This is a genomic window from Pseudoduganella sp. RAF53_2, assembly GCF_052113985.1.
Classification (GTDB): Bacteria; Pseudomonadota; Gammaproteobacteria; order Burkholderiales; family Burkholderiaceae_D; genus Rugamonas.
Map to the genome: position 1 here is coordinate 1 of NZ_JBFRDW010000193.1, position 9,120 is coordinate 9,120.

Annotated in this window: 7 protein-coding genes; 3 read left to right on the forward strand and 4 right to left on the reverse strand. The window is 62.9% G+C overall.

Translation table 11 applies throughout. From position 1 onward, the window contains the following. Positions 1-306, reverse strand: a 306-nt coding sequence (locus AB4Z11_RS13400) for a hypothetical protein (RefSeq protein WP_442025746.1), incomplete at its 3' end; no start/stop codon positions are given. Between the two features lie 97 nt (positions 307-403). Between AB4Z11_RS13400 and AB4Z11_RS13405 the strand changes: the two genes are divergently transcribed. Then, positions 404-1,009, forward strand: coding sequence for a TetR/AcrR family transcriptional regulator (locus tag AB4Z11_RS13405; protein ID WP_442025747.1), 606 nt, complete (start codon positions 404-406; stop codon positions 1,007-1,009). Here the strand turns inward: AB4Z11_RS13405 and AB4Z11_RS13410 are convergent. The 3 genes from AB4Z11_RS13410 to AB4Z11_RS13420 all read right to left on the reverse strand — a co-directional run bounded on the left by AB4Z11_RS13410 (position 993) and on the right by AB4Z11_RS13420 (position 4,608). Next, positions 993-1,793 carry an isocitrate lyase/PEP mutase family protein gene (locus tag AB4Z11_RS13410; RefSeq protein ID WP_442025748.1) on the reverse strand — a complete coding sequence of 267 codons (801 nt, stop codon included), beginning with the start codon at positions 1,791-1,793 and terminating at the stop codon, positions 993-995. The genes AB4Z11_RS13405 and AB4Z11_RS13410 overlap by 17 nt on opposite strands. A 9-nt stretch (positions 1,794-1,802) precedes the next feature. Then, positions 1,803-3,341, reverse strand: a complete 1,539-nt coding sequence (locus AB4Z11_RS13415; RefSeq protein ID WP_442025749.1) for a serine hydrolase domain-containing protein — start codon at positions 3,339-3,341, stop codon at positions 1,803-1,805. Between the two features lie 64 nt (positions 3,342-3,405). Further along, entirely contained in the window at positions 3,406-4,608 is a 1,203-nt protein-coding gene (locus tag AB4Z11_RS13420) for an NAD(P)/FAD-dependent oxidoreductase (protein ID WP_442025750.1), read from the reverse strand. A 157-nt stretch (positions 4,609-4,765) separates the two neighbouring features. On the opposite strand from AB4Z11_RS13420, the gene AB4Z11_RS13425 reads away from it, so the two are divergent. Beyond that, positions 4,766-5,302: an RrF2 family transcriptional regulator gene (locus AB4Z11_RS13425; protein WP_442025751.1), complete on the forward strand. Its 537-nt coding sequence runs from the start codon at positions 4,766-4,768 to the stop codon at positions 5,300-5,302. Positions 5,303-5,516: 214 nt separating this feature from the next. Continuing rightward, a complete protein-coding gene (locus AB4Z11_RS13430) occupies positions 5,517-9,023 on the forward strand; it encodes a GAF domain-containing protein (RefSeq protein WP_442025752.1) in 3,507 nt (1,168 codons plus the stop codon). The last annotated feature ends 97 nt before the right edge of the window (positions 9,024-9,120 follow it).

Sequence of the window (9,120 nt, forward strand, 5' to 3'; positions counted from 1 at the left end):
TGCCTGCATCTTGTGGGCATGTGCCGGTTTCAGTGCCCCCACGATCTGCAGTCCCAGTGCCAGCAAGGCTGCCACCGCGCCAATTCCGAGTGAACGCTCTACCGCCGACACCGGACCTACGTGGAAGGTATGCCACAGATAGCCGCCGGTCAATATCGCCATGGCGGCGGCACCCAGCTGTGGTTTCTTCAGTTTCGCATGCAGCGCCGCATTTTCTCCGGCACGCGCCATGGTGAACGCCGTGCCTGCCCAGAATACGCCTGCCATCACGTGCAGGCAAATGATGAAGAATGGAAGTGTGCTCATGGCTATAATCGGGGTGGTTTGTGGAACTTTGAATATACATGTTGTATACCCAAATGGCAACGAGTCGGCAACGAGATGGCAATGAGATGGCAATGAGATGAGCACACGGGCGTATGAAAGTCCGGCGCGGCAGGCCGCGGCCGAGGAAAAGCGCGCGCGGGTGGTGGCAGCGGCGACAGTTCTATTAAGAGATCGCGACAATAATCGGGTGGTGTCCCTGGAAGCGGTGGCAAAAGCCGCAGGGGTGACGCGGCTGACTGTATACAACCAGTTCGGCTCGCGCAGCGGCTTGCTGGAAGCTGTGCTGGACCAGGTCGCGCGCGAAGCGGGGATGGAGCGGGTGGCCGAGGCGATGTGCCATCAGGACCCGAACGCCTCACTGGAGCTATTGATTGACCTGGTGTGCCGCGCCTGGGGCCATGATGATTCGATGCGCAGTCTGCATGCAGCCGCCGAGATGGACCAGGAATTGGCTGCCGCCATAGGCAAGCGCACGGAGCGCCGCCGCGGCGCGCTGAATGTGCTGGTGAAGCGCATCTCGGCGGGCCGCTGGTCCGATGAGCACCAGCTGGATATGGTGGACATGCTGTACGCTGCCACCAGCTTCCCGGTGTTCGAAAGCCTGCGGCAGCGTGGGCGCAGCGTGGAGGAAGTCGCGAAACTCTTCAAACACGCCTGCGCGGGGATTATTCGCTCTTCATGAGCTGGTTCAGGGCGCCGTAGGTCAGGGACTGTTCGTCGTCGATCTCGCCGGTCTGCAGGAATCGTTTCATATAGAAGGCCGCCCGGCCGAACATTGCCTCGGCCGGTGCCGAACCGGCGCTCAGGCGGCGCACGCCCATGGCGGCCAGGCGCTCCGGCGGCGGCAGCGTGGCGAGCGCCAGAAGATTGACCGGCATGCTTGCACCTTCAACGATGGCGGCGATGTCCGCATGTTCGGCTGCGCCTGCAGCAAACAGGCCGCTGGCGCCGGCCTGCTTGTACAGTGCCGCGCGGCGCAGCATCTCGGCAGCGCGTTCCAGCGGCGGCGCCAGGCCGCGCAGGAAGACGTCGCAGCGCGCATTGATATAGAGCTTCACGCCTGCCTTGTCGGCCGCGGCGCGGATCGCCGAGATTTTGCTGACCAGGAGTTCGGGCGCCTTGCTGCCGTCTTCTATATTGATGCCCACCACGCCGGTGGCCATCAGCTCCTCCACGAACTTCACAACCTGGGCGGGATCGTCCGAATAGCCATCTTCAATGTCCACCGTCAGCGGCAATTTGCTGGCGCGCGCGATGTCGCGCACAGTGGCCAGCAGCAGTTCGGTCGGCAACTGATAGCCATCCGAATAGCCATGCGCCCAGGCGACAGCGCCGCTGCTGGTGGCCAGCGCGCGCGAGCCGGCCGCATCGGCGATACGGGCGGAACCGCCATCCCAGCAATTGGCGAGCATCAGGATGCCTTCTTCATGCATGGCGTGGAAGGCGAGATCGGTACGGGATTGCATACAGTCTCCTTAAGATTGTGGTTGTCTGAGTTCCAGCGCCTGAATCTTCGGTTCACGTTCAGGCGAGAGTGTGAACCATACATCAATTACGCCAAGTTCGCCGGTGACTCTGAACGTTCCGCGCATCTGGTTCTCGGGTTCGATCTCGCCAATCGATTTGATCCTGCCGATGGCGGCCATGCGGCCGGCAATCAGCTGCTGCCAGTCGGCGCTGGAACGGTCGAGGAAGAAGTTCTCGGCCGTGATGCGGCCCGCCAGTGTCTGATCCCAGGTCTTGAGCAACTTCACTACCTGCTCCTTGCGCTCGGCCAGCACGCGCGATGGCGCAATGCTGCGTGGCTGCAGTCCGGCTTTCTCGACCATCAGATTCACGGCGCGGATGGTCGGACCATACACCGGCGCATACCGCAGGTTGCTGAAGGCGATCACACCCACGCCGTGGTCCGGCGCAAAGCGGTACTGGCTGCCGTAGCCGGGCAGGCCGCCCGAATGGCCAACGATCAGTACATTGTGGACGTCGCGCGTCCAGTGCAGGCCGTAGCCGTAGAAACCGACCTTGGGATTCAGCGTTTCGCCATCGGCCAGCGTGGCGTTGGGCTGGTAGGCGGTAAAGCTGAAGGGGTGCTGCATTTCACGCACAGAGGCGCGGCGTACGGGACCCGTGTCAGGGTCGTTGCGGGCCGGCCAGGCGTTCATCAGGAAGATGACGTAGCGCGAGAAATCGTCCATGGTCGTAATCAGGCCGCCCATCGCGGCGCCGTCGCCATCGTGCAGAATCGGTTCGAGCTGCCATGCGCCGTGATTCCAGTGGTAGCCCAGCGCCAGTTGTCCAGCCGGAATGGACGAATACTCCCAGGTGGTGTTTCGCATACCCAGGGGTTGCAGGATGTTGCGCGTGATGTAGTCCTGGAAGCGCATGCCGGAGACTTTGCTCACAATCTTGCCCAGCATGACGAAGCCCAGATTACTGTATTCGTAGCCGGTGCCCGGCGCGGTAGAGAAGGACAAGCCGCCATGCAGCAGCCGCTCAATCTCTGCATTGCTGCGCGCCATCTGGCGATCGCCCCAGGGATTATCTTCCGGCAGGCCGCTGCTCATGGTGAGCAGGTGACGGATGGTCGGCACAGGCGAGTCGGTGGTCGGCAGCTGCAGCTTCTTCAGCTCCGGCAGATACTGTGCCACCGGATCGTCCAGCCGCAACTTGCCCTCATCGCGCAGCTTCAGCACCGCCATCGCGACGAAGCTCTTGGTCATCGAAGCGATGCGGAAGCGCGTGGCAGAAGTGACGGGGACCTTGTGTTCGAGGTCAGCTTCCCCCAGCGCACGCAGATGCAGCAGGCGGCCATCCATCACCACGCCGTACACCAGACCGGGCAAATGCTCCTTCTGCGCCAGCTCATCGTACATGCGGTCGATCTCGGGCAGCAGGGCTTTCACTCGCTGCTCGCGGCCGGCGTCGGCGAAGGCGGGAGTCTCCGGCGCCGCATGGAGCGGTACGGAGACGGCAATCAACAGTGCGGCGCAAGCTTGCAGCAGGGGGCGATGCATGGGCACTCCATCGTGATGGCGAAACGCACACGATAAACGCACCGCCCCTGCAAGGCAAGCGCGATCAGGCGACGGCGCGGCGGGTTGGCTCGGCGGCCGCCAGCGTGGCCGTGCGGCTGGCCAGCGGCGGATAGATCCACTCCGTGTTGATGCGGCGCTTCAGGGCCTTGGCGTCGGCCGGCGTCATCTTGATCTGTCGATCCCACCCTTCGGAATACATGGCGCCCCATGGACCGAGATCCAGGCAGGTCACATACAGCTCCTGTGTGTAGGGCAGGGAGGCGATGCCAATCAGATCGGCTGCCACGTTATGGCCGGCAAAACGCCCCATTACCATCGCGTGCTGGCAGGACATCATGGACTGGTTGCCTTCATTATCCGTGGTGGCGACCGCCACGTCGCCCGCGGCGAACACGCCGGACACGCCTTCCACGCGCAGCTCGCGCGTCACCTTCAGGCGGCCCAGCGCATCCTTGTCGCCGCCCAGCTGGCTGGTCAGGGCGTGCGCCCGCATGCCGCCGGTCCAGATCACGGTGTGGGATTCGATGCGCTTGCCCGACGACGTCACCAGGCCATGCTCGTCCACCGATGCCACACCATCGCCGAGGATGCGTTCAACGCCAAGGGCATCCAACGCTTCGTTAATCAGGGGACGCGGGCTCGGGCCGAGGTCCGGACCGATTTCCGGGTTACACTCAACGATGATGACGCGCACGTCTTCACCGAGGATGGTGCGCAGGCGTTCCGGCAGTTCGCAAGCCAGTTCGATGCCAGTGAAGCCGCCGCCTACCACCACGGCCGTATTGCGGGCCGCGCTGCCGGGGCGATCTGCCAGGCGGGCCAGGTGCAGGTCCAGCGCCGTTGCCTCGTCCAGCTGGTCGATGCTGAAGGCATGCTCACGGACGCCCGGCAGGTCAGGACGGTGCAGTTTGCTGCCCGTGCCCAGCACCAGACGGTCGTAGGCGAGGGTGAATTGTTCGCCTTGTGGGCCGGTGGCCAGCACGACTTTTTGCTGAGCTTGCACTTTGCTCACGGCGCCCTGGATATAACGCACGCCGGCTGCTTCCAGCACCGGCAGCAGGGGCGTGCTCATGGCGTGTGGTGCGGCTTCATGCAGGCGCGGACGCAAATGCAGTACAGGCTCGGGGGAAATCAGCGCCACTTCCACACTGTCCGACTTGCCTTGCTGGTCCAGCAGGCGCGCTGCGCCGAGGGCGCTCCACATGCCGGCGAAACCGCCGCCGACGATCAAAATTGTCTGTTTCATTACTCACTCCAAAGTTCGGTTTAAACGACGACTCGCGAAGTCGGAGTTAACAATATGCCGGGAAGCGCTGCTACGCAAGCGTAGTTCTACTGATTGCCACGCCGATGGAAGCCCGGTATCATCAAACGACGACAATTGTAGGTGGAGTTATTTCAAGATGAGCCATATCAGTAGCGCTACCGAGTACGTGCTCCATTGCCTGCTCTATCTCGACGAGCGCAATAGCGGCGTGCGCGAAGCCAGCGTGCGCGACCTGGCCGAGTTGCAGGGTGTGCCGGTGGATTACCTGGCCAAGCTGTTCACCAAGCTGACCAAGGCGGGCATCGTCAGCGCCACCGAAGGCGTGAAGGGCGGCTTTACGCTGGCACGACCAGCAGACGACATCACCGTTCTTGAAGTAGTTGATGCGGTGGAGGGCGAAAAGGCGCTGTTCGATTGCCGCGAAATTCGCGCCCGCTGCGCTGTGTACGGCGACAATCCGCCTGCCAGCGCGACGCGCGGCGTTTGCGGCATTCATGCGGTGATGCTGGAAGCGGATCAGCGTATGCGCGAAGTGCTTGCCGGGCACACGGTTGGCGCCCTGGCCAGCCGCACCTCCGCCAAGATCCCGGCGAACTACCGCCACGCGGTGGTGGAATGGTTTGGCGAGCGCGCGGGCCAGCGCCGCGGCGGCCGCAAGGCAAAAAACGACTGAATGTAGCGTTCGTTTGCGTAACTGAAGTTCAGTGTGGGAATGGATTATTGCTTAATAAGTTGCTTGCAAAAGACAGTCAGTCACATCCTGTCCATCCAAATTTGCAAAAATGAGCTAATGTAAAAGTCTCAGAACATAATTGCCCGGCCAACCATTGGTTAGCATCGGTTAGGCTGAGCTCGTACAGGGATTACGTGGGACGGTGGAGAGGCTAATGCTTGATGACGCGGCAGCAGACTTGCTGCGCGTATTTCCCTGCGAAAGCGAGATGGCGCGCAGAATGCGTGCCATGGATTGGCCATCCATGGCCGTCGGGCCAGTCGGGAATTGGCCGGACAGCTTGCGTGCGGCGTTAAGTATTTGCCTCACGTCCCGCCATCCCATGCAGCTATGGTGGGGCGCGGAATACACCCTGTTCTATAACGACGCCTGCATCCCCTGGCTCGGCCCGGACATGGCAGGCAAACCCGCCAGCGAGGCCTGGTCCGGTATCTGGGAAACCATTTCATCTGGCGTCGAAAAAATCCACAACCGTTCCGTTGCCAGCTGGACGGAAGAAGTACGCCTGCCGGCACCAGGCAGCCCATGCCTGGCCTTCGCCTTCAATGCTGTCGTGGACAAAACCGGCGCCGTGCTCGGTCTGTGCTGTACCTGTGACGAAGTGGCCCCGGCATTGCCTGCCGAATCAGCCGCTGCGAGCGGACAGGACGATCATCCCCAGCCGCCGTTTTGCGTCCTGGTTGTCGAGAATGACGCAGGCATGGGCGAACGGGCGCGTGGCTTGCTGCAGCCCTATGGGCAGGTGACGCTGGTGGTGGACAGCCAGGCCGCCGCTGCCGCGCTGTCGCAGCAGCGCTTCGACCTGCTCCTCGCCGGCGACGACCTGGAGTTGCTGCGGCACGTGCGCAACCGGCCCGCGCTGCGCCTGATGCCGGCGATGCTGATGTCGGAAAACGGCGCACTGCGCGATGAGGCGCTGGAAGCCGGCGCGGACGCCTTCCTCGTCAAGCCATTTACCGCCCGCGAACTGGAACCGGCAATCATTTCCTGCCTCGCGATCGCACGCCTGCGCGGTGAGGAGATGGCGGCCAGCGAGCTGCGCTTCCGTGCCGTGCAGCAGGCTTCGCCCGATGCCTTCCTGATCTACGCCGCGGTGCGCGACGAGAATTGCGTACTGACGGCCTTTGAGTGCCAGTTCGCCAATCCTGCCGCCATGCGTGTGCTGGGCAAGTCGGCCGCCGCGCGGCTGAGCGGCAGCAGTGAGGACGGTTTGGGCCAGCTGTTTCCTGTGCTGGTGGATGTGCTGGAAAAAGGCCATCTGTGGCAGGGCGAACATCCTTATCGCGTCAGCGGTTCCACGCGCTGGCTGCGCAGCATGGCCACGCGCGCAGGCGATCGTGTGCTGCTGTGCAGTTCGGACGTGACCATGCATCATGCGGCGGAAGCCGCGGTGCGCCAGAACGAAGCGCGCCAGAGCTTCCTGCTCGCGCTAAGCGACAATCTGCGGCCTTTGTCATGCCCGCGCAGGATCATGGAAGTGGCTTGCGAAACGCTGGGGCGGCAACTCAGGCTGGCCGCCGTCGGCTATGCGGAAATGCAGTCCGATGGCGAAATCCKGATCGATAGCGGCCGGTATGGCGATGGCCGCTTACCCGGTCTGCTGGAGAAGGGCTGCAAGCTGTCCGACCTGGCGCCGGGTTTCCGCCGCGCCTTGCTGGACGGACGGGCGCGCTTTGTGCCGGACCTGCGCCGCGCGCCGATCGAGCGCAATGGGCGCTCGGGAGGCATTTATAGCCGAGGTGTGCGGTCCACGGCCATCGCGCCCCTGATCAAAGACGGCAAACTGGTGGCCTGCCTGTATGCGGCCCATCCTGAACCACGTCACTGGCCGGCACCGGACCGCAACCTGCTGCGCGAAATTGCGGACCGCGTCTGGACGGCCGTCGAACGTGCCCGTGCTGAACAGGCGCTGGCCGACGAATTGCGCAATATGTCGCGCCTGCATGAGATGAGCTGTCGCATTGTGAAAGCGATGGATCTGAATACCATGCTGTACGAAATCCTGGATGCGACCATCGAAATGCATGGGGCCTCAGCCGGCAGTGTGCAGCTGTACGATGAGGAGGGACTTTGCCTGCGTACCGCCGCGCAGCGCGGCTTCGATCCGGATTTCATGTACCGCTTCAAATCGGTGCGTAGTGGAGACGGCACCGCTTGCGGCCTGGCGTTGGCCAGCGGACAGCGCGTGATTGTCGAGGATATCGAAAAGGAGCCGCTCAGCTCCGAACTGCGCGTCATTGGCCGCCTGGCGCGATTCCGCGCGGTGCAATCGACGCCGCTGATTTCGCACGGCGGCAAAGTGCTGGGCATGCTGAACACGCACTTCCGCGAAGCGCGCCACTTCAGCGAACGCGAGCTGCGCATGACGGACCTGTATGCACGCCACGCGGCGGACGCCATCGGCGCCCACCTGCGCGAGCAGATGCAGGTGCGGAACAGCGAGCTGCTGGAAAGCCGGGTCGCTGAACGCACCCAGGAGCTGCAACAGACGCTGAATGCGCTGAACCGCGAGATCCTGGACCGCAAGCAGGCCGAAGACCGTTTGCGGCAGAGCGAGAAGCTGAAGGCCATCGGTCAGCTCACCGGAGGCATCGCGCACGACTTCAATAATATGCTGCAAACCATTAGCAGCGGCCTGAATCTGGTGCGCATCCGTCTTCAGCAGGGCAAGCTGGGCGAAGTGGAAGGCTATTTGCGGCGTGCCGAGAAAGGCGCCCAGCGCGCGGCTGGGCTGACGCACCGTTTGCTGGCCTTCAGCCGGCAGCAGACGCTGGAACCGAAAAGTGTCAGCCTGGGCCGCATCGCGCTGGAGATGGAAGACATGATCCGGCGCGCGGTTGGGCCGTCCGTCCAGGTCGAACTTCAGTTATGCGCCGGCAAATGGCTGGTGATGTGCGACCCGAATCAGATGGAAAGCGCCTTGCTGAATCTCTGCGTCAATGCGCGCGACGCCATGCCGGACGGCGGCTGGCTGACCATCAGCACCGACGAAATGGAACTGGACGGCATGGAAGCCCAGCATCAGGAAGGCGCTGCGGCCGGACGTTATGCGACCATCGCCGTTTCGGATAGCGGCATGGGCATGAAGCCGGAAGTCCTGGCTCACGTGTTCGAACCCTTCTTCACCACCAAACCCCTGGGCAAAGGCACGGGGCTTGGCCTGAGCCAGATTTACGGTTTTGTGCGGCAGTCGGGTGGTTTCGTGCAGATTGAATCGGAACCGGAAAAAGGCACCACGGTGCGCGTCTGCATGCCGTTTTCCGCCAGCGATCCGGCTTTCGAAATCCCCGCTGGTCCCGAAAAAGGCCGCACCCTGTTGCTGGTGGAAGACGAGCAGGATGTACGCGAGATGACCGGCGAGCAGTTGCGTGAGCTGGGCTACCGTGTGCTGGAAGCCGATTGCGGCGCCGCTGCGCTGCGCCTGGTGCAGTCAGGACCCCATATCGATCTGATGATCACGGATATTGGTCTGCCGGGCGGGATGGATGGCAACCAGGTGGTGGGGGCTGTCCGCGAACGGCTCCCCGTACTGCCGGTGATTATGATCAGTGGGTATGCGRCCGGCGCCACGGCGGCGGACACGGAGCTGCTGCGCAAGCCCTTCCTGGTTTCCGACCTGGCCGAGCGCGTCAAAGCCAAGCTTGAGGCGGTGCACCCCTGAGGTACAATGCTGCCTTTCCAGCATATAACCATCAGAATAGTGCAAACCCGCCAACTTTATCTCCGACTGACCAAGGAATTCCAGCCCTATATCGGGG